General features: G+C 59.8%; 21 protein-coding genes. 7 read left to right on the forward strand and 14 right to left on the reverse strand.

Going from position 1 to position 25274, the window contains the following annotated elements:
* Window positions 1-116: 116 nt before the first annotated feature.
* The gene (locus ACI77I_RS06470; RefSeq protein ID WP_406997157.1) at window positions 117-887 is read right to left on the reverse strand and encodes a MipA/OmpV family protein; all 771 of its coding nucleotides are present in this window, start codon (window positions 885-887) and stop codon (window positions 117-119) included.
* Window positions 888-1127: 240 nt separating this feature from the next.
* On the opposite strand from ACI77I_RS06470, the gene ACI77I_RS06475 reads away from it, so the two are divergent.
* Genes ACI77I_RS06475 through ACI77I_RS06500 form a run of 6 tightly spaced genes read left to right on the forward strand, consistent with a single transcriptional unit; the run spans window position 1128 to window position 8393 of the window.
* Window positions 1128-1838 carry an MtnX-like HAD-IB family phosphatase gene (locus ACI77I_RS06475; protein ID WP_094953700.1) on the forward strand — a complete coding sequence of 237 codons (711 nt, stop codon included), beginning with the start codon at window positions 1128-1130 and terminating at the stop codon, window positions 1836-1838.
* The gene (locus ACI77I_RS06480) at window positions 1831-3225 is read left to right on the forward strand and encodes an aspartate aminotransferase family protein (RefSeq protein ID WP_083359925.1); all 1395 of its coding nucleotides are present in this window, start codon (window positions 1831-1833) and stop codon (window positions 3223-3225) included. The genes ACI77I_RS06475 and ACI77I_RS06480 overlap by 8 nt, the downstream gene beginning before the upstream one ends.
* A complete protein-coding gene (locus ACI77I_RS06485; protein ID WP_094953701.1) occupies window positions 3222-4088 on the forward strand; it encodes a carboxylesterase in 867 nt (288 codons plus the stop codon). The genes ACI77I_RS06480 and ACI77I_RS06485 overlap by 4 nt, the downstream gene beginning before the upstream one ends.
* Window positions 4089-4103: 15 nt before the next feature.
* Complete coding sequence (locus ACI77I_RS06490; protein WP_242154665.1) at window positions 4104-5228, forward strand: GNAT family N-acetyltransferase; 1125 nt, start codon at window positions 4104-4106, stop codon at window positions 5226-5228.
* A complete protein-coding gene (locus ACI77I_RS06495; RefSeq protein ID WP_406997158.1) occupies window positions 5228-7006 on the forward strand; it encodes an ATP-binding protein in 1779 nt (592 codons plus the stop codon). Before ACI77I_RS06490 ends, ACI77I_RS06495 begins: the two co-directional genes overlap by 1 nt.
* Window positions 6996-8393: a sigma-54 dependent transcriptional regulator gene (locus ACI77I_RS06500; RefSeq protein ID WP_094953704.1), complete on the forward strand. Its 1398-nt coding sequence runs from the start codon at window positions 6996-6998 to the stop codon at window positions 8391-8393. The genes ACI77I_RS06495 and ACI77I_RS06500 overlap by 11 nt, the downstream gene beginning before the upstream one ends.
* Window positions 8394-9397: 1004 nt before the next feature.
* Here the strand turns inward: ACI77I_RS06500 and ACI77I_RS06505 are convergent.
* The 11 genes from ACI77I_RS06505 to ACI77I_RS06555 all read right to left on the reverse strand — a co-directional run bounded on the left by ACI77I_RS06505 (window position 9398) and on the right by ACI77I_RS06555 (window position 21900).
* Window positions 9398-9736 (reverse strand): GlpM family protein, encoded by a 339-nt coding sequence (locus tag ACI77I_RS06505; RefSeq protein WP_094953455.1) that lies wholly within the window; start codon window positions 9734-9736, stop codon window positions 9398-9400.
* Entirely contained in the window at window positions 9736-11085 is a 1350-nt protein-coding gene (locus ACI77I_RS06510; RefSeq protein WP_094953454.1) for a sigma-54 dependent transcriptional regulator, read from the reverse strand. Before ACI77I_RS06510 ends, ACI77I_RS06505 begins: the two co-directional genes overlap by 1 nt.
* Window positions 11086-11091: 6 nt before the next feature.
* Window positions 11092-12984 (reverse strand): ATP-binding protein, encoded by a 1893-nt coding sequence (locus ACI77I_RS06515; RefSeq protein WP_094953453.1) that lies wholly within the window; start codon window positions 12982-12984, stop codon window positions 11092-11094.
* A gap of 209 nt (window positions 12985-13193) precedes the next feature.
* On the reverse strand, window positions 13194-13928 hold the full coding sequence (locus ACI77I_RS06520) for an amino acid ABC transporter ATP-binding protein (RefSeq protein ID WP_003208734.1): 735 nt from the start codon (window positions 13926-13928) through the stop codon (window positions 13194-13196).
* Complete coding sequence (locus tag ACI77I_RS06525) at window positions 13925-14596, reverse strand: amino acid ABC transporter permease (protein WP_094953452.1); 672 nt, start codon at window positions 14594-14596, stop codon at window positions 13925-13927. The genes ACI77I_RS06520 and ACI77I_RS06525 overlap by 4 nt, the downstream gene beginning before the upstream one ends.
* Complete coding sequence (locus ACI77I_RS06530) at window positions 14596-15342, reverse strand: amino acid ABC transporter permease (RefSeq protein WP_003208731.1); 747 nt, start codon at window positions 15340-15342, stop codon at window positions 14596-14598. The genes ACI77I_RS06525 and ACI77I_RS06530 overlap by 1 nt, the downstream gene beginning before the upstream one ends.
* 194 nt (window positions 15343-15536) lie before the next feature.
* Window positions 15537-16463 carry a glutamate/aspartate ABC transporter substrate-binding protein gene (locus tag ACI77I_RS06535; RefSeq protein WP_094953451.1) on the reverse strand — a complete coding sequence of 309 codons (927 nt, stop codon included), beginning with the start codon at window positions 16461-16463 and terminating at the stop codon, window positions 15537-15539.
* 318 nt (window positions 16464-16781) lie between these two features.
* Window positions 16782-18320, reverse strand: coding sequence for a glycerol-3-phosphate dehydrogenase (gene glpD, locus ACI77I_RS06540; protein ID WP_094953450.1), 1539 nt, complete (start codon window positions 18318-18320; stop codon window positions 16782-16784).
* Between the two features lie 287 nt (window positions 18321-18607).
* Window positions 18608-19363, reverse strand: coding sequence for a DeoR/GlpR family transcriptional regulator (locus ACI77I_RS06545; protein ID WP_406997159.1), 756 nt, complete (start codon window positions 19361-19363; stop codon window positions 18608-18610).
* A 95-nt stretch (window positions 19364-19458) separates the two neighbouring features.
* Window positions 19459-20964: a glycerol kinase GlpK gene (gene glpK / locus ACI77I_RS06550; protein ID WP_094953449.1), complete on the reverse strand. Its 1506-nt coding sequence runs from the start codon at window positions 20962-20964 to the stop codon at window positions 19459-19461.
* Between the two features lie 81 nt (window positions 20965-21045).
* Entirely contained in the window at window positions 21046-21900 is an 855-nt protein-coding gene (locus ACI77I_RS06555) for an MIP/aquaporin family protein (protein ID WP_094953448.1), read from the reverse strand.
* A 327-nt stretch (window positions 21901-22227) separates the two neighbouring features.
* On the opposite strand from ACI77I_RS06555, the gene ybaK reads away from it, so the two are divergent.
* Complete coding sequence (ybaK, locus tag ACI77I_RS06560) at window positions 22228-22698, forward strand: Cys-tRNA(Pro) deacylase (protein WP_094953447.1); 471 nt, start codon at window positions 22228-22230, stop codon at window positions 22696-22698.
* A 272-nt stretch (window positions 22699-22970) separates the two neighbouring features.
* On the opposite strand, the gene ACI77I_RS06565 is transcribed toward ybaK, so the two are convergent.
* Both ACI77I_RS06565 and argF read right to left on the reverse strand, forming a co-directional pair.
* A complete protein-coding gene (locus ACI77I_RS06565) occupies window positions 22971-24080 on the reverse strand; it encodes an ABC transporter ATP-binding protein (RefSeq protein WP_094952844.1) in 1110 nt (369 codons plus the stop codon).
* A complete protein-coding gene (gene argF, locus ACI77I_RS06570) occupies window positions 24077-24997 on the reverse strand; it encodes an ornithine carbamoyltransferase (RefSeq protein ID WP_406997160.1) in 921 nt (306 codons plus the stop codon). The genes ACI77I_RS06565 and argF overlap by 4 nt, the downstream gene beginning before the upstream one ends.
* Window positions 24998-25274 lie beyond the last annotated feature (277 nt).

The following is a 25274-nucleotide window of genomic DNA, read 5'->3' on the forward strand; positions in this document are numbered from 1 at the left end:
CGTTTTGCTTACTTTTGCGCTTTTCAAAAGTGAGCCGCTGTAAGAGCGGAACCCATATCAGCCGTTACCTAAATAACGGATATGTACCCAGCCACCAGCCACCAACATCCAGCCCTTCAATCAAACTTGTAACTGATCGCCGTCTGCACCTGTCCCTGATTCACATTACCCGTCTCTTTGACGATGGTGCTGTTGGCCGCCGACCCCACCAAGTGCGTCCAACTGGCGCTGGCCAACAACGACCAATGCGTCGCCAGCGGAAATTCAAAACTCTGGGTCAACGTCAGGTTCTGGAACCCCGCACTGGCGTTATAGGCGCGAATACCCGAAGCCGCAGACTCCTTGTCATCAACACCAAAAAAGGCTTGCGTCTGACGAGCATCGGCAAAGTGCGCCATCAGCCCAGTGCTGCCGATGATGCCGCCACCGAGCGGGTAGCCCAGCTCGCCGCCGAGTTTGCCCAGCACACCAGTGTGATCACGGCTGCCGCCCACCGCTTGGCCGACCTGCGCATACACACGCCAGAACTCAGCCGGTGCGTATTGAATGAAACCCCCGACCTCCGCCATATCCGGTACATCGCGCAACCCGCGCAGTGAGCCATTGGCCGTGCGGCCCGGCAGGTAGTTGATGTACGGGCCGGCAGTGATGCCATTGGTATTGAGCGCGCTCCAGGTCAGACCGTCGTCGGTACCCAGGCTGACATTGCCCCAGTCCAGGTCGAAGTAGGGAATCGGCTGGGTTTCGTAGCGGCTGCCAGTGGGGTCGTGGGGTTGGTAACTGACGCCTGCGCCCACTTCGCCGGTAATGCCTTCGGCGGCTGCCGAGCTGGAAAAGCTCCACAGCCCAAGCAAGCCGGCGAATACAGTAGAAGTAACCTTGACCATGGAGCGTTTCCTTATCTGAACTTGCGCGCATTCACGCGCGAAGGGCATCCCTGACGCAAGCACTCATCTTGTTTGTAGCAAGCTACAAAAATTGTAGCTCCTGCGACACATTTTACCCGCAGTAACGGCCAAAGCCCCAGCCCCGCTGGGCTTTAACCAGTTGGCACAGTCCCTGCTATATCCCTGTAGCAAGCGCATTTAGCGCGCTCCTCTTCAAGCCCTCCAACTCAAGGACAGGCAATGATCCAGTGGCATATCGTGTGCGACTTCGACGGGACCATCACCCCCACCGACGTCATCGACAACGTCCTCCAACGCTTCGCAGGCGAAGAGTGGGAAACCATCGAACAGGAATGGCTGGATGGGCATATCGGTTCACGCGAATGCCTGAGCCGCCAACTGGCGCTGATCAAGGCGACCCCGGCTGAACTGCTGGCGTACTTCGACAGCGTTGAGATCGACCCGGACTTCCCGGACTTCGTCGATCACGTCATGGGCCTGGGCGCGACCATCGAAGTGGTCAGCGACGGCATCGAACAAGGCATCGCGCGCATCTTGTCGCGCAACTACGTGACCTTGCTGCCGATCCTCGCCAACCGCTTGCGCCAGGTCGACCAGAACAGCTGGCGCATCGACTTCCCGTATTCCAGCGATGCCTGCCGTGCCGCTTCCGGCAACTGCAAGTGCAAATCCACCCCGCGCAACAAGCGCGTGCTGGTGATCGGCGACGGCAAGTCCGACATGTGCGTGGCCTCCACCGCTGACTTCGTCTTTGCCAAAGGCAGCCTGGCCGACTACTGCGAAACCAACAACATTCCTCACGCGCGCTTCGACACTTTCGCCGAAGTGACCGCATTGCTGGCCAAGCTGCCTCAGGGCATCGCCGCCAACGCTGGCAGCTTTACTGCCGACCTCTCTATTGAAAATCAGGAACTCTTCCACCATGTCTGATATCCGTATCGCCACTGCCGAAGACCAGATCCTTCTGGATAAAGAAGCCAAGTACTGCTCCTACGGCGACACCGTTCACTACATCGAGCCGCCGCGTATTTTCAGCCGTTGCGAAGGCTCCTACGTGTGGGACACCGAAGACCAGGCCTACCTCGACCTGCAAATGTGGTACTCGGCGGTTAACTTCGGTTACGCCAACCCGCGCCTGAACAACGCACTGAAACAGCAGATCGACACCCTCCCGCAAATCGCCAGCCAGTACCTGCACAAAGGCAAGATCGAGCTGTCGGAAATGATCGCGGTCGACGCCAAGAAAAAATTCGGCCTCGACGGTCGTGTGCACTTCAACGTTGGCGGTTCGCAGTCCATCGAAGACTCGTTGAAAGTGGTGCGTAACGCCTCCAACGGCAAGAGCCTGATGTTCGCCTTCGAAGGCGGCTACCACGGCCGTACCCTCGGCGCCTCGTCGATCACCTCGAGCTTCCGCTACCGTCGCCGCTATGGCCACTTCGGCGAGCGCGCCAACTTCATCCCGTTCCCGTACCACTTCCGTGGCCCCAAAGGCATGACCAAGGAAGAATACGGCAGCCACTGCGTGCAGCAGTTCGCCCGTTTGTTCGAGACTGAATATAACGGCGTATGGGACCCGAAAACCAACCAATGCGAATACGCAGCCTTCTACGTCGAGCCGATCCAGGGCACCGGTGGCTACGTGATTCCGCCGATGAACTTCTACCGCGAACTCAAGCACGTGCTGGACCAGCACGGCATCTTGATGGTGTCGGACGAAATCCAGATGGGCTTCTACCGTACCGGCAAGCTGTGGTCGATCGAGCACTTCGACGTTCAGCCGGACGTGATCGTCTTCGGCAAGGCGCTGACCAACGGCCTGAACCCGCTGGGCGGCATCTGGGCGCGTGAAGAGTTGATCAACCCGAAGATCTTCCCACCAGGTTCGACCCACTCCACCTTCGCCTCCAACCCACTGGGTACGGCGGTCGGTTTGGAAATGTTCAAGATGACCAGCGAAGTCGACTACGGCGCAATGGTCATGGCCAAGGGCAAATACTTCCTGGAAGGTCTGCAAGACCTGCAGAAACGTTTCCCGATCATCGGCGATGTCGACGGCCTGGGCCTGGCCCTGCGCTGCGAAATCTGTGGCCCGGATGGTTTCACCCCGGACAAGGCGACCCTGGACTACATGGTCGAGGAAGGCATGAAGGGCGACATGGTCGTGGATGGCCAGAAACTCGGCTTGATCCTCGACGTGGGCGGCTACTACAAAAACGTCATCACCCTGGCACCGTCGCTGGAAATCAGCTACCCGGAAATCGACCTGGGCTTGAAGCTGCTCGAGCAACTGCTGGTGCGAGCGACAAAACGGTGAGTACTTCCGGGTTCGACCTCGGCGAAGGTGATGCCGGCTTCGTTCTCGGTGAAGGTCCGGTCGGGATCCTGTTGATCCACGGCCTGACCGGCACCCCGACGGAATTGCGTCAGGTGGCAAAAGGGCTGGCCAAGGCGGGTAACTGCACGGTGTACGTGCCTACCCTGGCCGGGCATTGCGGTGACAACAGCGACCTGCAGGCCACCGGCTGGCTGGACTGGTACGAAGGCGTGCGCAAGACCTTCGTACAGGTCAAGCAACGCCACGAGCAGGTGTTTGTCGGTGGCTTGTCCATGGGCGCGGTGATGTCGATGTACGTGGCCGCCGAGCACCCTGGCCAAGTCGCCGGGCTGTTGATGTATTCCACCACTTTGAAGTACGACGGTTGGAGCATTCACAAGCTGGCGTTCCTGACGCCGTTGCTGATGAAGATTCCCTTCGGCGTGCACATCTGCCGCTTTGAAGAAAAGCCGCCTTATGGCATCAAGAACGAGCGCCTGCGGGCCATCGTCGAGCGCCAGATGAAGGAAGGCGAGAGCAGCGAGGCCGGCTTGCTGACCATGGAGGGCATCACGGTGCGCGAGTTGCACCGCATGAACGCCGTGGTCAAGAAGCGCATGCCCGAGATCAAGGTGCCGGCCCTGGTGTTGCACTCCATCGAGGACGACATCACCAGCCGCTGGAACGCCGACTACGTGGAACGCCACTTGGGCGGCCCCGTGACCAAGATTTTGTTGGACAACTGCTACCACATGATCACCGTCGACCTGCAATACCGCCGGGTGATTGAGTTGAGCGCTGAGTTTGTCGAGCAACACGCCGAGGCTATCCAGGCACCCGTAGACTATCGGCAGCGGGCATAAGCCTAAGGACGCGACGTGATCACCGCCCAAGCCTTTTCAACCATCCGGGCCATCCAGCGCAGTGCCTGGAACGACTGTTTTCCCGGAGCTCTGGAGGATTGGGATTTTTACGTCGCCGTGGAAAACGCCGCCATCGATGATTTCAAATGGCGTTACCTGGCTGTATACGACGATGAAACGCTGGTGGCCGTCGCCGCCGCGTTCATCACCCATTATCGCCTCGACACCACAGTGTCGGGCGCCGGCAAGCGCTTTACCGAGCGCCTGGAGCGACTGTGGCCGGGTGTTTTGCGTTTGCAGTTGTATGCCATCGGCTCTCCGGTGGCCGAGCGTTGCGATGCGGGAATTGCCAGTAGCGTTCCTGAGGGGCAGCGCCCGCTGTTGATCAAGCACTTGCTTGAGGCTGCACGCCAGGATGCCCACGCATTTGGGATTGGCCTGGTGGCGGTCAAGGACGTGCCGACCAAAGACCCGCACTGGGCGGCGAGCTGCCGCGCTGCGGGATTTCAAACTATGCCCAGCTTGCCCAGCGGTTTGCTGACGGTGCCTTACGGTTCGGTGGACGCCTACCTGGGCTCGTTGTGCAAATCGACCCGCAAGGACCTGCGCCGTAAACTGCGTGCGCCGGGACCGCGCGTGGAGTGGCGGCACAATATCGATGACGTGCTGCCTGAGGTGATGCGCCTATACGAGGCCACGCTCAGCCGCGCCGATTTGCAATTCGAACGCCTGCCGGCCACTTACTTCACCGGCGTCCTCGAACGGCTTGAAGGGCGTGCGGTCTGTGTTTTGTATTGGGTGGACGAGCGTCTGGTGGCGTTCAACCTGATCCTGTTGGACCAGCACCGTTTGATCGACAAGTTTTTCGGGCATGACATGCAATTCAGTCGCGAATACAGCTTGTACTTCAGATACTGGCTGACCAATGTCGGCTATTGTATTGCGCACAATATTCCCGTGTACGAGTGCGGTCAGGACGGGTACGCGAGCAAGCTGCGCCTGGGTTGCGAGTTCCGGGGCAACAGTATGTTCTTCCGTCACCGTAACCGGCTGGTCAATGGCCTGCTCAAACTCGTGAAAATGTACATAAGACCGGATCGTTCCGACCCTGCCATGGCTGCTGCGATAAGCGAAACCTGATGATCACCAAAACCCGCCAGAAAGCCCGCCCCTTTGCCATTTCGCGCTGGAGCGTCCAGCGCAAGCTGGTGCTGGCGTTCTGGCTGGTCAGCGTCATTCCCACCATGATCGCCGCCGAGCTGGCCGCGACCACGCTGTCGCAGATTTTCGACAGCAACGTGCGCATCTGGCTGCAAGAGTCGACCAAGATCGTCAAGGACGAGATTGGCGATATCCTTCATGACAACGCGCGCATGGCCAAGCTGTTCATGCGCTACACCAGCCCGCCTTCGAGCCGGCAGGCTGCCAAGCATGACCGACTCACGGCCGATATCGCCCAGGCCACGGATATAGACGTGGTCTCGCTGATTCGCGTGAGTGACCACAAGATCGTGTTCAGCACGGCGCCTGACGATGTCGTCAAGCAGATCAGCCTGACCAGCAATGCGGTGCTGCAAACCATCCAGGTAGCCGGCGTGAATACGGGCCTGGTGGTCTCGACGTTCGAAAGCAACCAGGAAGGCGTCGACTACGTATTGTTGGTGGCCACTTACCTGGACAGCAGCTTCCTCACCAGCGTGGCCGATGTGCACTCCCTCGACCTGCGCCTGTACCTGGCCAACCCGTCGGGCTTTAACGAAATCTTCTCGACCCAACGGTTCGAAAATCACCCTTCGCGCATCCCCAAGGATGTCGAGACGGCGATGCGCAGCACCAAGCAGCCGAGCGAGCAGTTCACCAACAATTACAGCGGTTTGTACTGGCCGATCTTCAATGACGCCGGCGAACTGCAAGGCGTGATCTTCAGCGGCCTGCTGCGTCACACCAGCCTGGTGGGGCTGGTGAACCAGAGCAACCTGTTCGTGCTGATTTTCCTGCTCAGCTCGGCGCTGTCCCTGGGCGCCGGTGTGCTGGTGTCACGGCGCCTGACCAAGCCGCTGCGCGATTTGTCTCAAGGCGTGGGGGCAGTGATCTCGGGCAATTACGAGCACCGCGTGTTGGTCACCGGCGGCGATGAGCTGGCCCAACTGAGCAGCACCTTCAACCACATGACCGAGCGCCTGGGCGAGTTGCATCACCTTGAAGCCCAGTTGCGCCGCCGCGACCGGCTGCACGCCCTGGGCGAAGTTGCCATGGGCCTGGCCCACGAAATCCGCAACCCGCTGGGCATTATCAAGACCGCCACCCAGTTGTTGCACCGCCGCGCTGACTTGCCGGAAAGCGACAAGCGCCACTTGGAATACGTGATCAGCGAGGTCAGCCGCATCAACGACCTGATCACCGAATTCCTCGACTTTGCCAAGCCCAACCCGCCGTTGCGCGTGTTGCAGGCAGTGCGCCCGCTGGTGGAGGAAATACTCGGCTTTTGCGGCCCGGAACTGGCCACCCATAACATCGACGCGCACATCGATGATCAGGCGCCCGGTGCGACGATCTATGCCGATGCCAAGCAGCTCAAGCAGGCGTGCCTCAACCTGATTCTCAACGCCATCGATGCGATGCCCGAAGGCGGGCGCCTGACCCTGGGCATTCGCAGCGTAGGCGGCAACACGGTGATCAGCATCGCCGACACCGGCCAAGGCATCCCGGCGGATATGGTCGAGCGGATCTTCACGCCATTCGTCACCACCAAGGCCTCGGGCACAGGCTTAGGCCTGGCAAAAGTCTATTCGATCATGGAGAGTCACGACGGCAGCATTGAATGTGCCAGTGAGAAAGATGCCGGCGCCACCTTCAGCCTGTACATTCCGGCCCACGGTGAAGACGACGGCGACGATGAGGAAGGTCATGACGCATAACGTATTGGTAGTCGACGACGAGCCCAAGCTCTGCGACTTGCTGTCCTCGGCCTTGAGCCAGAACGGCATTCAGGTATTCACCGCGAGCAACGGCCTGCACGCACTCAAGGTGCTGGAGCAGGAAGACATCGACCTGGTGATCAGTGACTGGCGCATGCCGGGCATGGACGGGCCGGCGCTGCTGGCTGAGATCAAGGTGCGTTTCCCAGAACTGCCGGTGATCGTGATGACCGCCTACAGCACGGTAAAAAACGCGGTGCAGTCGATGCGCAACGGCGCCTATGACTACATCGCCAAGCCGTTCGACATCGACGAGCTGGACATCACCGTGGCCAAGGCCTTGCAGTTTCGCGACATTATGCGCGACAACGCGCGGCTGCGTGCCGAGCTTGACCACCATGCGCAGTTCGACAGCCTGGTGGGCGACAGCCCGGCGTTTCGCCAGGTGCTGCACGCAATCGACTCGGTGCGTGACAGCAACGCGACCATCCTGCTGACTGGCGAAAGCGGCACCGGCAAGGAAATGGTCGCCCGCGCTATCCACAAGCACGGCAGCCGCGCCGACAAGCCGTTCGTGGCGGTTAATTGCGCGGCCATCCCCGACGGCTTACTGGAAAGCGAGATGTTCGGCCATCGCAAAGGCGCGTTCACCGGCGCCGTGGCGGACCGGGTCGGGCGCTTTATGCAGGCCGACAAGGGCACGCTGTTCCTTGATGAAGTGGGGGATATGCCCCTGGCCTTGCAGGCCAAGATTCTGCGCGCCTTGCAGGAGCGGGTGATCGAACCGGTGGGCGACCCGCGTGAGCGTAAGGTGGATGTGCGAGTGATCGCCGCCACCAATAAAAACTTGCTGGACGCGGTGGCCAATAAAGAATTTCGCGAAGACCTGTATTACCGCCTCAACGTGTTCCCGATCCCGCTGCCGGCCCTGCGCGAACGCGCCGAGGATATCGTGCCGCTGGCCCGGCACTTCGCCCAGACCCTGAGCGCCACCGCCGGCAAACGCGTCACTGGCTTCAGCCCTGAGGCGTTGCAGGCCATGGCGGCTTACAGCTGGCCGGGGAACATTCGTGAACTGCAGAACTGTGTGGAGCGCGCGACCATTGTGGCGGCATCGCCTGTGATCGAAGACATTGACCTGCCGGCGTATCTGTTTGCGTCCAGGCCTGCTGGAGATGGCGTTACGGCGCTGCTGGGTGACAACCCGAGCGTGCCTGCGGACCTGGACGCGGCGCTGGCAGAAGTCGAGAAAACCTACATTCTGGCGGCGTTGAATGAGAGCAACGGCGTGCAGGCGGCGGCTGCGGCGAAGATCGGGATTTCCGAGAGGAGCTTTTGGTATCGGTTGAAGAAGTTGGGGATTCAGGTCGACAAGATCGTGCGCTGATTTTCCAGGCATCCCATCATTGTTCTAAATGTGGGAGCTGGCTTGCCTGCGATAGCCATAGGTTTCTACGCAACTCGGGGTTGGGTAGATATGGGTACATATCCGTTGCTGCGGTAACGGCTGCTTAGGGTTCCGCTCTTACAGCGGGTCACTTTTGGAAAAGAGCCCCAAAAGTAACCAAAAGGGCTCTTGCCCCACCACTCGGTGCCTCGCTTAGGCTCGGCATGCCCGCACGCAGGCTTGAATCCGTGGGCCGCCGCCATGGGCCATCCTTGGCCCATCGCGGCTAACCCGGCGTCCTGCCGGGTTACCCACGGATTCAAGCCTGCGTTCGGCCATCGTGGTTTAACGGGGCGCCTAAGATCAAAAGCAAGAGCACGGCGGCCTAGTAGCCGACCTGAGTGGTAGAAGCAAAAGCAGAGCAAAAGCAGAGCACCACCCTATCTAGCTGATGTAATGAGATCCCAATGTGGGAGCGAGTTCGGCTGCCAGCACCGCAGTGCTCTGCTTTTCTGTGGGAGCTGGCTTGCCTGCGATGGCATCAACTCGGTGTACTTGATAGACCGAGGTGTCTGCATCGCAGGCAAGCCAGCTCCCACATTTGATTGAGTTTCAGCCTCCAAGATCAGGTCGGCTGTCAGGCCGCCTCGGCCGTGCTTTTGATCTAACCACTCAGGTCGGCTACTAGGCCGCCGTGCTCTTGCTTTTGATTTTGATCTTAGGCGCCCCGTTAAACCACGCTGGCCGAACGCAGGCTTTGGAGCGGGGGTAAACCGGCAGGACGCCGGTTTAGCCGCGATGGGCCAAGGATGGCCCATGGCGGCGGCCCCCGCTCCAAAGCCGGAGTGAGGGCACACCGAGCCGGAGGCGAGGTGCCGAGTGGTGGGGCAAGAGCGTTTTGCTTACTTTTGCGCTTTTCAAAAGTGAGCCGCTGTAAGAGCGGAACCCATATCAGCCATCACCCAAATAACGGATATGTACCCAGCGACCCCGCGATAACCACATCAGGTATGGAAGCGCACCCACACACTCACCAACACCGTCGCCGCCATCAACCACGCCACCGCCGCCACGGCGAGTGAGGCTTCCAAGCGCATCCGGTCGACCATCACATACAACGTCGCCAAATACACAAAATACGGAATGATCGACCACATCCCAAACACGATGGTGGTCTTCAAATCCTCCACCGAACGGCCCTTGCCGACGATGTAATGCGCAATCAACGCAAAGGTCGGAAACAACGGTACTAACCCTGCGATGTAATAGTTTTTGGTCTTGGCCAACGCCGCCAAGATCAACACCACTGCCGCGCCAATGGCGGCCTTCAGGAGTAGATCCATCAGTGACTCAACCCATATTTTTTGACCTTGTCGAACAGGGTGGTCTTGGCCATGCCCAGTTCCTGGCTGGCCTGGGTCAGGTTGCCACCGCTGCGTTGCAGGGCATCCACCAGCAGGTTGCGCTCGAAGGCTTCCACGGCTTCGGTAAAGGCCAGGCCATGGTTGACGGTGCCGTTGCCGGTTTTCTTGAAGGCCGGCAAGCCCAAGGCGAAGCGCTCGGCCACGTTGCGCAGTTCACGCACGTTGCCTGGCCAGTCATGGCTCATCAGCGTTGAAACGGTCTGGTTGTCCAGCTCCGGCGCGGTGCGGTCGAAACGCAAAGAGGACTGCTGCAGGAAGTGTTCGAATAATTGCAGGATGTCTTCGCGGCGCTCGCGCAGGGGCGGCAGTTCCAGGGTTACCACGTTGAGGCGGTAGTAAAGGTCGCTGCGAAATTGGCTGGCGCGGCTCAGCTCGTCGAGGTCGGATTTGGTGGCGGCGATCACCCGGCAATCCACCGCCACGCTCTGGTTCGAGCCCAGGCGTTCGAGGGTGCGTTCCTGCAACACCCGCAGCAATTTGATCTGCAGGTTGATCGGCATGCTTTCCACTTCATCGAGAAACAGCGTGCCCTCGTGGGCATGCTCTATTTTGCCGATGCGCCGCTTGCCGGCGCCGGTAAAGGCGTTGGCTTCGTGGCCGAATATCTCGCTTTCGAATAGGTTCTCCGGCAGGCCGCCGCAGTTCAAGGCGACGAACTGGTGGGAATGGCGCCGGCTGAAGTCATGCAGGCAGCGCGCAACCAATTCCTTGCCGGTGCCGGTTTCGCCTTCGATCAGCACGTTGGCCGATGTGTCGGCGACGTTGGCGATCAGTTCGCGCAGGTTCTGCATGGCCGGGGAGCGGCCGATGATGCGGCCTTCCAAGGAATCGCGTTCGGCCAATTGGCGGCGTAAAGACCACACTTCTCTCGCCAACCCGCGTTGCTCCAGGGCGCGGCGCGCCACGTCGACCAGGCGCTCGGGGGAGAAGGGTTTCTCCATGAAATCGTAGGCACCGTTACGCATGGCGCCGACGGCCATCGAGATATCGCCATGCCCGGTGATCAGCACCACCGGCAGGCTTTTATCCAAGGCCTTGAGGCGTGTCAGCAGTTCCAGGCCATCGATGCCCGGCAGGCGAATATCGCTGATGACGATGCCGGCGAAGTTCTCGCCGATGCGCTTGAGCGCTTCTTCGGCACTGCCCACGCCCACGCTGGGAATGTCTTCCAGCGCCAGCGCCTGTTGGCAGCCGAGCAGCACATGGGGGTCGTCTTCGACGATTAGAACGGTGAGGTCGTCTTTTGCGGCTGTCGTGTCTGTATTCATGTCGACTCAGCTTTTTTGAGCGCCCACCAACGGCAGGCACAAGACAAAGGCAGTACCACCACTGGCTGGGTGTTCCACGGCAAGGTTGCCGCCGGTGGCCGCCGCGAGGCTGGCGGAAAGGGTCAGGCCCAGCCCCAGGCCTTGTTCGCCGGGTTTGGTGGTGAAGAACGGTTCGAATAAATGTTTGCGCGTTTCGGGGTCGATACCATGGCCGTTGTCACGCACGCGCAGGCGGTATTTGCCCTCAAACACGTGGCCATCCAACCACAGTTCGGGCGCAGGTTGGGCCTGCATCGCGTCTAGCGCATTGCCGATCAGGTTGACCAGGATCTGTTCCAGGCGCGTCTGGTCGATCTGCAAGTGGGCGTTGGCGAAGTCGCGGTGCACGGTCAGCGGCAGGCTGTCGAGGCGGGCACTGAGCACCTGGAACGTCGCGTCCACGGCTTTACCGAGGTTGGCTTCGCCCTGGTCATCGCCGCGCCGGGCAAAGGAGCGCAGGCTGGCGGTGATGCGGCCCATGCGGTCGATCAGTTCGTTGATGGTCTTGAGGTTAGCGCTGGCGGTGTCGAGGGCGCCACGTTCGAGGAAACGTACGGTGTTGCCCGACAGCGTGCGCAGCGCCGCCAGTGGCTGGTTCAATTCATGGGCGATGCTGGTCGACATCTGGCCGATGGCTGCCAGCTTACCGGCCTGCACCAGCTCATCCTGGGCGCGGCGCAGGGTTTCTTCGGCCTGGCGCCGTTCACGGATCTGGCCCTTGAGTCGTTCGTTGCTGGCGCGCAGGTCGCTGGTGCGTTCGGCAATTCTGCGTTCCAGCTGGCTGTTGGCTTCCTGCAAGGCTTCCCGTGCGGCGAGGCGGGTGGCGATGACCTTGCGCCGCTCGTTCCAAGCGATCAGCAAAAACGCGACCAGGCCAAATGCGACGGCCACCAGAATGCCCTGGTTGATCGCCGCTCGGCGCAGGTCATTGAGCGGGGTCAGCAGGGTGAAATTCCACGGTGTGTCGTAGAGCGGGCGGGTTTGTGCGAGGTAGCTGACCTCGTGCTCATCGTTGACCACTTCACTGTTGGCCAGGAAGGTCAGCTTCTCGGTGCCTTCATTCAGACGTTCACGGGCCAGGGGCTCCAGCTCGTTCAGCGTCGCCCAGTAATATTGCAGGCTGTGGGCCAGGCGTTCCTTGGTGTCATCGCTCAGTGGGCGTACGGCCTTGAGCCGGCGCGCTGGGTCGCTGGAGAGGATGATGATGCCGTTCTCGTCGCTCACAAAGGCTTCGAGGCGCGCACGCTGCCAGCGTTCCTCAAGGGCTTCGAGGCGCACCTTGACCACGGCAACACCGATGATCTTGCCGTGTTCTTCCAGGCCGTGGGCCAGGTAGTAGCCGGGTTCGCCGTTGGTGCTGCCAATGCCATAGAAGCGCCCCGGCTGGCCGCGTACGGCATTTTGGAAATAGGCGCGGAAGGACAGGTCTTCACCCTGGTAACTGTCGGCATCGCGCCAGTTACTGGTGGCCAGCACCCGGCCGGTGGTGTCCATCACATAGATAGCCCGGCTGCGACTGCGTCGGTTCAGGCCTTCGAGGTAACCGTTGACGGTTTTGCGGGTTTCCTGGCTCGGGTCGGCCAGCAGCGTGGAGACGCTGGACTCCAATTCCAGGAGGCTGGGCAGGTAGGTGTATTTGCTCAGTTCGCTTTCGACGGTGCGCGCGTGCAGCTCCAACTGGCGTTCGCCGTTGTCACTGAGGGTGCGGATGCCATAGTACTCACTGACCCAGAAGCCGATATAACCCAAGCCGATCATCAGGGCGATGATCAACGGCGGCAGGAACAGTTGGCGAATCAGACGAGGTTTCACGGCAAGTGATGGCGGTGCGGCGCGAAATTGGTTGGGGTCGCATTTCATCACAGATGCCTTGGGTCAACCAGAGCTTGCCAGCCCTGGCACGGACCTGTTTGTGTGGGAGCCTGGCTTTTGTGGGAGCCGGGCTTGCCCGCGATGCAGACGCCTCGGTATCACAGGGGCACCGAGGTGATGCCATCGCAGGCAAGCCAGCTCCCACACAGGCCCGCTCCCATATGGGCGCGGTTTCCACAGTGGAAGCTATATAGGGCTTAGTGCTGCAGGATTTTCTCAAGGAAGTGCTGCGCGCGTTCGGAGCGGGCGCTGATGTCGCCGAAGAACTCCTCTTTCGGGCAGTCTTCGATGATCTTGCCGGCGTCCATGAAGATCACGCGGTCGGCCACTTTGCGGGCGAAGCCCATTTCGTGGGTCACGCACATCATGGTCATGCCTTCCTGGGCCAGTTGCACCATCACGTCGAGCACTTCGTTGACCATTTCCGGGTCGAGCGCCGAGGTCGGTTCGTCGAACAGCATGACGATCGGGTCCATGGCCAGGGCGCGGGCAATCGCCACCCGTTGTTGCTGGCCGCCGGACAGCTGGCCCGGGTGCTTGTGGGCATGCGCCGACAGGCCCACGCGCTCAAGCAGTTGCAGGCCTTTCTTGGTGGCTTCTTCCTTGCTGCGGCCGAGCACCTTGATCTGCGCGATGGTCAGGTTTTCGGTGATGGTCAGGTGCGGGAACAGTTCGAAGTGCTGGAACACCATGCCCACGCGCGAGCGCAGTTTCGGCAGGTTGGTCTTCGGGTCGGCGATGGACGTGCCATCCACCACCACGTCGCCTTTCTGGAACGGTTCCAGCGCGTTGACGCACTTGATCAAGGTGGATTTACCCGAGCCAGACGGCCCGCACACCACGATCACTTCGCCTTTTTTAACCTCGGTGCTGCAATCGGTCAGCACCTGGAAGTCGCCATACCACTTGTTGATATTCTTGATAGAGATCATACGGCAAACCTTTTTTGCATACGCTTGACCAGCAGCGAGGCGGAAAAGCTGATGATGAAGTAGACGACACCGGCGAAGATCAGGAACTCATTGGAGCGGCCAATGATGTCGCCGTTGGAGCGGGCGGAGTTGAGGAAGTCCACGAGGCCCACGGTGTAAACCAGCGAGGTGTCCTGGAACAGGATGATCGACTGTTGCAGCAGCAACGGGGTCATCTTGCGGAACGCCTGGGGCAGGATGATCAGACGCATGGTCTGGCTATAGGTCATGCCCATCGCTTGTGCGGCGGCCATCTGGCCCTTGGGGATCGACTGCACGCCGGCCCGCACGATCTCACAGAAGTACGCGGCTTCGAACATCATGAAGGCCACGACGCAGGATGCGAACGCACCGATCGGAGTGTCTTCGCCGGTGATCCAGCGCAGCACGAACGGCACTGCCAGGTAGAACCAGGTGATCACCAACAGCAGCGGGATCGAACGGAAGTAGTTCACATAAGCGCCGGCCAGGCGCGACATGAGTTTGCTGGACGACAGGCGCATCAGCGCGAGGATCGTACCCAGCGCGATGCCGCCGACCACGCCCATGACCATTAACTGCAAGGTCATGACCATGCCGTTCCACAGGCCGGGAATGGCGGGGATGATACCGCTGAAATCGAGTTCCATTATTTACCCCCCACAGAGATCAGGCCGGGCACGGCAACTTTCTTCTCGACCACGCGCATCAGCAACATCAGGCTCATGTTCAGGGTGAAATAGATCAGTGTGGCCAGGGTGAAGGCTTCAAACAGGTTGGCCGAGAACTCGGCGGTCTGTTTGGTTTGCGCCAGCAACTCCATCAAGCCGATCAAGGACGCCACGGAGGAGTTCTTGAACACGTTGAGGAATTCCGAGGTAAGCGGCGGAATAATGATGCGGTAGGCCTGGGGCAGCAGCACATTCCAGTAGATCTGCGGCAGCTTGAAACCCATGGCGCGTGCCGCCGATTCCTGGCCACGTGGCAGCGCCTGGATACCGGTACGCACTTGTTCGCACACACGGGCGGCGGTGAACAGGCCCAGGCACACGACAACGCTCAGGTAGGCCGAAGTGGTGGGGTTGAGGTCTTGTTTGTACCAGTCCTGCAGGTTTTGCGGCAGCAGATCGGGTATCAGGAAGTACCAGATAAACAGCTGAACCAGCAGCGGCACGTTACGAAACAGTTCCACATAGCAGGTCGCGATGCCCGATACGATGCGGTTTGGCACGGTGCGCATGACGCCCAGAATGGACCCCAGCAACAAGGCGATAATCCATGCCACGACAGCGATGGCAATGGTCCAGCCCAAACCGGCGATGTACCAGTCGAGATAAGTCTCGCTGCCCACGCCAGTGGACTTGAAGAACACGCCCCAGTCCCAGTTGTAATTCATTAGGGTCTCCCCTCAAGATCGATCAATGTACAAGCACCTGCCTGGGGAGATCCTTTCCCGCCTGGCGTTGAACGCCGGGCACACGCGATCGGCTCGAAAACCGCCAGGTCGAGTGTTCCAAAATTAAAGCCAGCAGGTAGTAACAGACGCCTGAGGGAGGGTTGGCTCCCTCAGGACATAAGCTTAGTCAGGTATCAGATTTTTACATCAGGCGCTGGTTTGTCGCTTGGGTTAGCGATCAGCTCCTTAACCTTTTCGCTCATCGGGAAGTTCAGGTTCAGGCCTTTTGGTGGAATCGGGCTCTCAAACCATTTGCTGTAGATCTTGTTGATCTCGCCGGACTTGTACAGGGCGACGATGGCGTCATCCACGGCTTTCTTGAAGTCTGGGTCGCCTTTGCGAACCATGCACGCGTAGGCTTCGAAGGACTGTGGAGTACCGGTGATGACCCAGTCGTCCGGCTTCTTGGCCTTGGCTTCTTCACCGGCCAGCAGGGCGTCGTCCATCATGAAGGCGACGGCGCGGCCGCTTTCCAGCATCTGGAAGGATTCGCCGTGGTCTTTGGCGGAGATGACGTTCATGCCCATCTGCTTGTCGGCGTTCATCGCTTTGATGATGCGCTCGGACGTGGTGCCGGCGGTGGTCACGACGTTTTTGCCTTTCAGGTCGGCGAAGTCAGCGTAGGACGGCTTGCCATCCTTGTCTTTCTTGACCAGCAGACGGGTGCCGATTTCGAAGATATTGACGGTGAAATCAACTTGCTGGGCGCGTTCGGCGTTGTTGGTGGTGGAGCCGCACTCGAGGTCCGCGGTGCCGTTCTGGATCAGCGGGATACGGGTTTGCGAGGTGACCAGGTTGTACTTGGTCTTCAGGTCGGGTTTGTTCAGGTCTTTTTTCAGGGCTTCAATGACAGCCAACTGAACGTCGTGGGAGTAGCCCACGGGTTTGCCCGAGGCATCCGCGATGTAGGAAAACGGAATGGAGCTGTCGCGGTGAGCGAGAGTGATGGTGCCGGAGTCGTTGATTTTCTTCAGTGTGCCGGTGAGTTCGGCGGCGAAAACTGGAGTGCTGATCAGAGCAGCAGCGATAGCTGCGCCCAAGATATGGGGAACGATGCGCATCAATACTTCCTCGACATTTGTTTTTTTTATGAAGCCGGCTAAACGGCTCTCTTTTGTACAGCGAATGCCCGTGACGGCTCCTGAAGCGTCGCAAGCAATCGTCAGGGAGTGTAGAGCATGAGTCGTGCCATACCTGAAATAAAAGGTTATCTATTTGATTTATAAAGAAATTAACTTTTTGTTGTGGAGGAGTTGTGACTAGAAGGTCCGGCAAACCGAATAGGGCGGGGTATGCCGTTCGGAAAACCGAATAGCGGGAGCGCTATAAAAAAAGCCCCTGAACCTTACGGTGCAGGGGCTTTTTGTGAGGCTTGACTGTCAGGCCGCTTCAATCTTTGCGCGGTTCTGCTCAACCTTGGACAGGTAACGCTGCACGTTGTCCTGTTCCTCTGGGGTGGTGAACAGGCCAAGTTTGGTACGGCGCCACAGCACGTCCTGCGGTTGCGTCGCCCACTCTTCGGCACACAGGTAATCGACTTCGCGGGTGTACAGGCCGCCACCGAGGTGGTCGCCCAAATCAGCCAGCGATTGCACGCCTTCCAGCAGGCGCCAGGTGCGGCTGCCGTAGGTGGTGGACCAGCGGCGGGCGATTTCGCTTGGCACCCAGTCGAACTTGGCGCGGATGGCTTCGGCCAATGCTTCTGGCGTGGTCATGTTTTCACCGCCAGGCAGGCTGGCTTTTGCCGTCCAGCTTGGGCGCATCTGCGTGAAGTACGGGGCCAGTTGGGCCATCGCCGACTCGGCGAGTTTGCGGTAGGTGGTCAGCTTGCCGCCGAACACCGACAGGATTGGCGCCTCGCCCGTGCCACCCGACAGCGACAGGGTGTAATCGCGAGTGATGGCCGACGGGTTGTCCGATTCGTCGTTGCACAGTGGGCGCACGCCGGAATAGGTGTGGACGATGTCGTCACGGCTCAGTTGCTTCTTGAAGTGGGCATTGACCACTTGGAGCATGTAGTCGGTTTCACCCTGGGTAATCGCCACTTTGGCCGGGTCGCCGGTGTACTCGCGGTCGGTGGTGCCGATGATGGTCAGGTGGTTCAGGTACGGAATGGTGAAGACGATGCGCTGGTCTTCGTTCTGCAGGATGTGCGCGTGGGCGCCTTCGTACAGTTTCGGCACGATCAGGTGGCTGCCCTGGATCAGGCGGATGCCGTAAGGCGAATCCAGCTTCAGGTCTTCCTTGATGAACTTGGCGACCCATGGGCCGGCCGCGTTCACCAGTGCCCGGGCGCGGATCGAGAACAGACTGCCATCGGCGCGTTCCATGTTCATTTCCCACATGCCGTTGCTGCGGTGCGCGCTCACGCAACGGGTCTGGGTGTGGATATGCGCGCCTTTTTCGCGGGCGGCCATGGCGTTGAGTACCACCAGGCGGGCGTCGTCGACCCAGCAGTCGGAGTATTCGAAGCCTTTGGTGATTTCGCTTTTCAGCGGGCTGTCGGGGCCGAACTTGAGGCTTTTGGAGCCGGCGAGTTTTTCGCGCTTGCCCAAGTGGTCATACAGGAACAGGCCGGCGCGGATCATCCACGCCGGGCGCAGGTGCGGGCGGTGTGGCAACACGAAGCGCATCTGCTTGACGATGTGCGGGGCCTTGGCCAGCAGCACTTCACGTTCGGCCAGGGCTTCGCGCACCAGGCGGAATTCGTAATGTTCGAGGTAACGCAGGCCGCCGTGGATCAGCTTGCTGCTGGCGGAAGAGGTGTGGCTGGCCAGATCGTCCTTTTCGCAAAGGAATACCGACAAACCGCGCCCGGCTGCGTCTGCTGCAATGCCGACGCCATTGATCCCGCCACCGATTACGGCAACGTCATAGACTTCGGCAAGCGGTGGGGCAGGCAAGGTGGAAGGGTTCATCGGCAGGCCTCGCGAATTTTTCGTCTTGGAATTCGAACATTAATGTTCATTTGCGAAAATGGTAGCTGATAAACGCGCGCACAGCCACCCGACTTCGATTGAAAAAACTCATCGAAGGGCGGGAAAAGGAAAATTTGTGAACATGAGCCTGGGGAAGGCTCTAGAAATGTGGTGTCGGGTCCATCGCCATCGCGGGCAAGCCCGGCTCCCACAGTTGAAACCATTCCAATGTGGGAACTCGGTCAAATGTGGGAGCGGGCTTGCCCGCGATGGCGGCGGAGCAGGCGCTAAACTACTTCCAGCCTGACCTTATGCTCATTCAACAAGTGCACCAGCGCCGGCACCGGCTGCTGATCCGTCACTAAACAGTCCACCAGACTGATCGGCCCCAAGCGAATCATGGCATTGCGCCCGAATTTGCTTGAGTCCGCCGCCAGGATCACTTTGCGCGCATTGGCAATAATCGCCTGGGAAACCCGCACTTCCTGATAATCAAAGTCGAGCAAACTGCCGTCTTCATCGATACCGCTGATGCCCACCAGCGCAAAGTCGACCTTGAACTGGTTGATAAAGTCGACACTCGCCTGGCCGACCACACCGCCATCACGGCGCACGTTACCGCCGGTCAACAGCACATCGAAGTCGTCCTTGGCACTGAGCATGGTGGCGACGTTGAGGTTGTTGGTGATGATTTTCAGGTGATTGTGGTTAAGCAACGCGCGCGCGATGGACTCGGTGGTGGTGCCGATATTGATAAACAGCGAGGCGTGATCAGGGATTTGCGCGGCAATGGCTTCGCCGATGCGTTGTTTCTCATCGCGCATCTGGTCGGCACGCATGGCGTACGCGGTGTTCTCGACACTGGAGTCATAGGCCGCGCCGCCGTGGTAGCGGCGCAGCAGATTGGCGTCCGCCAGCTGATTGATATCGCGGCGGATGGTTTGCGGGGTGACAACGAATAGCTGCGCCATCTCCTCGATACTGACGTAGCCGCGTTCGCGGACCAGTTCGAGGATTTGTTGCTGGCGGGGAGGCAGATTCATGGGGCGTCCTTTGGGCTGCCGTACAAAAGTGGCCCATGATGACGCAGCAAGCGGCTCCCCGCCAGTTACAACCCTATGTGGGTCCGGCGCTTGGCTTATTCAGCGCCTTCGTGCGGTTCCCAATCGCGGGTGCGGCTCACCGCTTTCTGCCAGCCGGCATAGAGTTTCTCTTTGGTGGCTTCATCCAGCGTAGGTTCGAATTCGCGCTCGATCACCGCCTTGCCGCGCAATTCGTCCAGGCTGCCCCAGAAACCACAGGCCAGGCCTGCCAGGTAAGCCGCGCCGAGTGCGGTGGTCTCGCGCATTTGCGGGCGCTCGACCTGGGTGCCGAGGATGTCGGCCTGGAACTGCATCAGGAAGTTGTTGGCGACCGCGCCGCCGTCCACGCGCAGGGCTTTGAGGCGTTCGCCCGAGTCCTGTTGCATGGCGTCCAATACGTCGCGAGTCTGGAAGGCAATCGACTCCAGGGCTGCACGAATAATGTGATCCACGCGTACGCCACGGGTCAGGCCGAACAGCGCGCCACGGGCATACGGGTCCCAATACGGAGCGCCCAGGCCGGTGAAGGCGGGCACCAGGTACACACCGTTGCTGTCCTTGACCTTGCCGGCGAAGTATTCAGTGTCGGTGGCGTCGGCGATGATCTTCAGCTCGTCACGCAGCCACTGCACAGTGGAGCCACCGTTGAACACGGCGCCTTCCAGGGCGTAGGCCACTTCGCCGCGTGGGCCGCAAGCGATGGTCGTCAGCATGCCGTGTTTGGATTTGACCGCTTTGTCGCCGGTGTTCATCAGCAGGAAGCAGCCGGTGCCGTAAGTGTTCTTGGCCTGACCGGCTTCTACGCACATTTGGCCGAACAGCGCCGCTTGCTGGTCACCGGCGATGCCGCCGATAGCGATGCCGCTTTTGGTGCGGCCGTAGATTTCCGAGGAGGACTTCACTTCTGGCAGCATTTCGCGCGGTACGTCGAGAATCTCCAGCATCTTCGCATCCCACTCCAGCGTGTGGATGTTGAAGAGCATGGTGCGCGAGGCATTGGTGTAGTCGGTGACGTGGGTTTTGCCGCCGGTAAATTTCCAGATCAGCCAGCTGTCGATGGTGCCGAACAGCAGCTCGCCATTGCGTGCACGCTCGCGGCTGCCTTCGACGTTGTCGAGGATCCACTTGAGCTTGGTGCCAGAGAAGTACGGGTCGGTGACCAGGCCGGTGGTGTCGTTGATGTATTGCTCGTGGCCGTCGCGCTTGAGCTGCTGGCAGATCTCGGTGCTGCGGCGGCACTGCCAGACGATCGCGTTGTAGATCGGGCGGCCGGTGATTTTGTCCCAAACCACGGTGGTTTCACGCTGGTTGGTGATACCGATGGCGGCGACCTGGTCATGGTGCAGGCCGGCTTGTGCCAGGGCCTCGACCATCACCGCGCTCTGGGTGGCGAAAATTTCCATCGGGTCATGTTCGACCCAGCCGGCTTGCGGGTAATGCTGGGTGAATTCGCGCTGCGCGGTGCAGACCACGTTGGCGTCACGGTCAAAAATGATCGCCCGCGAACTGGTGGTGCCCTGATCAAGGGCAATGATGTAGTTCTTATTCTGAATGTCGGTCATGTCGATTGCCTTAGACGAAAAATAAGGAAGTAAGGAATCAGCCTGGGCCGCAAAGGGGCAGTGCGGACCAGGCCGGCGCTATCAGGAAATACGCGTCTTGCCGTTGACAGCCGTGTCAGGTGTTTCATCTATAGCAGGTGCGGCGCTCGGCAGATGACGGGCAATCAGCCCGCGATAGGCCGCGGCACCAAGGCACGCACCGACAATCGGCGCGAAAATCGGAATCAGGAAGTAAGGAATATCGCGACCGCCGGTAAAGGCCATTTCACCCCAGCCAGCGAAAAAGGTCATCAGCTTGGGTCCAAAATCCCGTGCCGGGTTCATCGCAAAGCCGGTCAGCGGGCCCATGGCGCTGCCGATCACGGCGATCAACAGGCCAATCAGCAGCGGGGCCAACGGGCCGCGTGGCAGGCCATTGTTATCGTCGGTGAGGGCCATGATCACGCCCATCAAGATGGCGGTGATGACCATTTCCACCAAGAACGCCTGGGCTGTGCTCAGCAGGGCATGGGGGTAGGTGGAGAACACCGACGCTAACTCCAGGCTGGCCTGGGAGCCGCGCACCATATGGTGGGTTTGTTCGTAATCGAAAAAGAGGTTGCTGTACAGCGTGTACACCAACGCGGCGGAGCAGAAAGCGCCGGCGACTTGGGCGAGGATATAGAAAGGCAGTTTGCGCTTGTCGAAATCGGCAAAGATGCACAGGGCGATACTCACCGCCGGGTTGAGGTGAGCCCCGGAAATACCGGCGCTCAGGTAGATCGCCATGCTCACGCCGATCCCCCAGATGATACTGATTTCCCACAACCCAAAGCTGGCACCCGCGACCTTGAGCGCAGCGACACATCCTGTACCGAAGAAGATCAGAAGCGCAGTCCCCAGGAATTCGGCCATGCATTGGCTCGAAAGTGAAGGCTGTTGAAGAGCAGTTGTCATGGAAAACCTCGATTGTTGTTCTTGTTTGGCGCGCAGCCTCAACGGGCTGTTGCGCGATTTTCACCGTGGCGTGGATCCCCATCCAAGACACGGCTTACTGCTGGAGTACCGCAGGTGCTATTCCTACAGTATTCGGAAACGAAAAAATATAGACAAGAATGACGGCTGTCAAAGGTCGAAAGTGAACCAGCGGTCATTTTCAAACTATTAGTCTCATGAATGATCACGCTTGCCTCAACCTGCACGCATTGCGCGAGGCGCGCACTAGAGCGTTTTGCTTGGGCTTGGCCTAGAATTGGCCCTCTGTTTGCCACGCCCGGAGTAGCCATGACCCCCGCACTGGACCTGTTGAAAAAAGTTCGCGCCGAACATCATATCCACAGTTACGAACATGACCCCAAGGCAGCGTCCTATGGCTTGGAGGCCGCGGAAAAGTTGGGGCTCGACCCAGCGCAGGTGTTCAAGACCTTGCTGGCCAGCAGTGAGAAGGGCGAATTGTTGGTGGCAGTGGTGCCGGTCGTCGGAAGTCTGGATTTAAAAGCGCTGGCCCATGCGGCCGGGGTGAAAAAAGTCGAGATGGCTGATCCCGCAGCGGCGCAGCGCTCCACCGGTTACCTGTTGGGCGGTATCAGCCCGCTGGGGCAAAAGAAGCGTTTGCGCACGTTTATCGACGAGACGGCGCAACCGTTCGCGACCATTTTTGTGAGTGCCGGGAGGAGGGGGTTGGAAGTTGAACTGCCGGCGGCGGTGCTGGCTGAGCATACGCAGGCTAAATTTGCGCCGATTGGTCGGGTGTGAAACTCGCATTTTGAATGCGACGAGATCTAATGTGGGAGCTGGCTTGCCTGCGATGGCATCACTTGGTTATGCCTGATACACCGAGGTGCCTGCATCGCAGGCAAGCCAGCTCCCACAGAAAAACAGAGCGCCACGGTGCTGGCAGCTAAACTCGGTCAATATTGTGGGAGCGGGCTTGCTCGCGAAGGCGGTGGGGCAGTTACACATGAGCTGGCTGACCCGCATTCGCGAGCAAGCCCGCTCCCACATTTTGATCTGGTTTCGTCAGTGACTCAGCTAGCGGGGCTGTAACGGCGTACGCCGGAGTCGGATTTAGAAACCTGCGCCGCAACGCTGCCCGAGGCCTGAAACAACACCAAGTGTTCAGCCGCCACACGAATCCCCACATCGGCACCGACCTGATGATCAGCATGGCTGGGGAAAATCGACTCCAGCTGTGCACCGGTCGGCAGTTGCAGGCGGTACAAGGTCGAGGCGCCGAGGAAGGTCTTGCCGACGATCCGCGCTTTCAGTGCGCTGTCCGGCGCATACACGATGTCATCCGGGCGCAGCAGCACATCCACCGCGCCACCGGTGGGCCAGGTGTAGGCACGATTGCCGCGCAGGTCGCCCAGTTCGGTGCTGACCGACTCCGGCGAACTCAGTTGGCCACGGATGAAATAACCCTGGCCGATAAAGCTGGCGACGTACGGCGTTTGCGGTTCGTGATAGAGGTTGTAGGGCGTGTCCCATTGCTCAAGACGGCCTTCTTTGAACACCCCTACGTGGTCACTCACAGCGAAGGCTTCTTCCTGGTCGTGGGTGACCAGAATCGCACTGGTGCCGCGCGCCTTGAGAATGTCGCGCACCTCGTGGCTGAGTTTGCGGCGCAGTTCACCGTCGAGGTTGGAGAACGGCTCATCCAGCAACAACAGTTGCGGTTCCGGCGCCAGGGCGCGGGCGAGGGCGACGCGTTGTTGCTGACCACCGGAAAGCTCGTGGGGGAAACGCTTGCCCAGGTTCTTCAGGTTGACCAACTCCAGCAATTCGGCGACCACGCGGTCTTTTTGCGGGTGCTTGCGAATGCCGAAAGCGATGTTGTCGGCCACGCTCAGGTGTGGGAACAGCGCGTAGTCCTGGAATACCATGCCGATCCGGCGTTTCTCCGGCGCGAGCGTGAACCCAGCGCTGGAGATCACTTCCCCGGCCAGGCTGATTTCACCTTCGTGCACCGGTTCAAACCCGGCAATCGCGCGCAAAGTGGTGGTTTTACCGCAACCTGAGGAGCCGAGCAGGCAGCCGATGTCGCCAGCGTTGAGGTGCAGGTTGAGGTTCTGCACCACGCGTTGATCTTGATAGCCGCATGCCAGATTGCGCAGGTTCAGCAGTAATGGCTGGCTCATGCGTGGTGGTACGACGGCGGGACGAGGAATTCGAGCAGTGCCTTTTGCGCGTGCAGGCGGTTTTCGGCTTGGTCCCAGGCCACCGAGCGCTCATCGTCGAGCAGGTCGAGGCTGATTTCCTCGCCACGGTGGGCAGGCAGGCAGTGCATGAACAGCACGTCCGGCGCGGCCAGGTCGAGCAGGGCGCGGGTCACTTGGAATGGCGCGAACAAGGCCAGGCGCTTGGCGGTTTCTTCTTCCTGGCCCATGGAGGTCCAGACGTCGGTGCTCACCAGGTGCGCGCCGACCACCGCGTCACGCGGGTCGCGCACCACGGTGACTCGGTCGCCGGCCTGTTCCAGGAAGCGCGCATCAGGCTCGTAGCCTTCCGGGCACGCAACGCGCAGGTGGAAGTCGAACTGGATCGCCGCTTCTATATAGCTGTTGCACATGTTGTTGCCGTCGCCGATCCAGGCCACGGTCTTGCCTTGGATCGAGCCACGGTGCTCAAGAAAGGTTTGCATGTCGGCCAGCAACTGGCAGGGGTGCAGGTCATCGGACAGGCCGTTGATCACCGGAACCCGGGAGTTCTCGGAAAATTCGGTCACGGTGCTGTGGGCAAAGGTACGGATCATGACCGCATCGAGCATGCGCGACATTACGCGGGCGCTGTCTGCGATCGGCTCGCCACGACCCAGTTGGGTGTCGCGCGAGGACAGGAAGATGGCTTGGCCACCCAGCTGGATCATGCCGGCTTCGAACGACACGCGGGTGCGCGTCGACGACTTCTCGAAAATCATCCCGAGTACACGGTTTTTCAAAGGCTCAAACAGTACGCCGCGGTTACGCAGGTCTTTAAGCTCAATGCCTCGACGGATCACGCTGACCAGCTCTTCGGGCGTGCAATCCATCAGGGAGAGAAAGTGCCTTGCGCTCATCATTAACTACCTTTTTGCAACAGACCGCAGATACTCAAAGCCTTGTTTATTGTGACAACGGGCGAGACCTGCGGCGAAAGCCGCACGGGGCGACGAAATAGGGGAAGGCGCGATCTTATAATTAAATGTCGCGTCTTACCAATAGGGCTACGGTTTTTAAGGGTGTTCATGCAGGGCGCGAGAGCGCTTTTGAAGACTGATTCCTGACAGCAGCGGCCCATTTGTACACTGGCGCCGAGACCTTTTGCAATCTGTGGAGGCGGGCTCAGGCCAGGCT

It is taken from the genome of Pseudomonas sp. D47 (assembly GCF_045447305.1).
Lineage (GTDB): Bacteria > Pseudomonadota > Gammaproteobacteria > Pseudomonadales > Pseudomonadaceae > Aquipseudomonas.